This is a genomic window from Yoonia sp. (genome assembly GCF_017854415.1).
Lineage (GTDB): Bacteria > Pseudomonadota > Alphaproteobacteria > Rhodobacterales > Rhodobacteraceae > Yoonia.
Map to the genome: position 1 here is coordinate 1 of NZ_JAFMHR010000212.1, position 922 is coordinate 922.

Genomic DNA, 922 nt, shown 5'->3' on the forward strand with positions numbered 1-922 from the left:
CAGATTTGACAATAACTCCTCCAACGTAGAGGTTGCTGAAGGAGATGACCCTTATGACTGCGATCAATGACGTTGGCCTAGCCATACAAAGAAGGCGAAAGGGATGCGCAGAAAATAAATATAACTGGCTAAAATACGACTTAAAATATATGTCACCCAATCCCCTGCAGCATTGATATCTGTCAATCGTCACACTCCGGTTTTCCTTTACTAATTTGCGCCGAGGCGGTTTCCTTGGAACACTGGAGACGCAAATCACATGGTCGTCTTGCATCAAAACTGTAATACGAGCCTTTTGGCAGAAATCTGAGACGATATGACGCGCAAGACATCAAAACCTGCGGTAAAAGGCAAAACAAAGCCAGCCCGTGCAACGGTCGCAAAGCCGAAGGCAGCGGCAAAGGTTGACGTTGCTATCCCTGTTGTTGGCCTAGGTGCCTCTGCAGGCGGCCTTCAAGCCTACAGCGCCTTTCTTGACGCCGCTCCGTCTGACACTGGCGCAGCGTTAGTCTTGGTTCATCATGTCGATCCGGACCACAAAAGCCTGATGGCGGATCTTTTGGCTAACCACACGGCCATGCCCGTGGTGCTGGCCGTGGATCAGACGCCGGTGCAGGCAGATCATGTATACGTCATTCCCCCAAACAGTTATCTGGAAATCAAGAACGGGGTTTTGCACCTTTCGGAGCCAACGGACCGTCGCGGAACACGCCTGCCGATTGATTTATTCCTAAGGTCTTTGGCCAAGGATTTGGGTCAGAACGCCATCGCAGTGATCCTGTCGGGCACCGGCAGCGATGGATCAGCAGCCATTCGCGAGATTAAAGAACAGGGTGGCATTGTGCTGGTGCAAGATCCGTCCGAGGCATCACATGATGGGATGCCGCGCAGTGCGATTGCGACCGGGGCGGCCGATCACGTT

At 52.5% G+C, this 922-nt stretch carries 1 protein-coding gene; it reads left to right on the plus strand.

The genetic code is table 11. The features are described 5' to 3' along the window. Nucleotides 1-316: 316 nt before the first annotated feature. Nucleotides 317-922 (plus strand): chemotaxis protein CheB (locus tag QZ197_RS15550; RefSeq protein WP_296433103.1); only part of this gene is annotated, 606 nt, incomplete at its 3' end.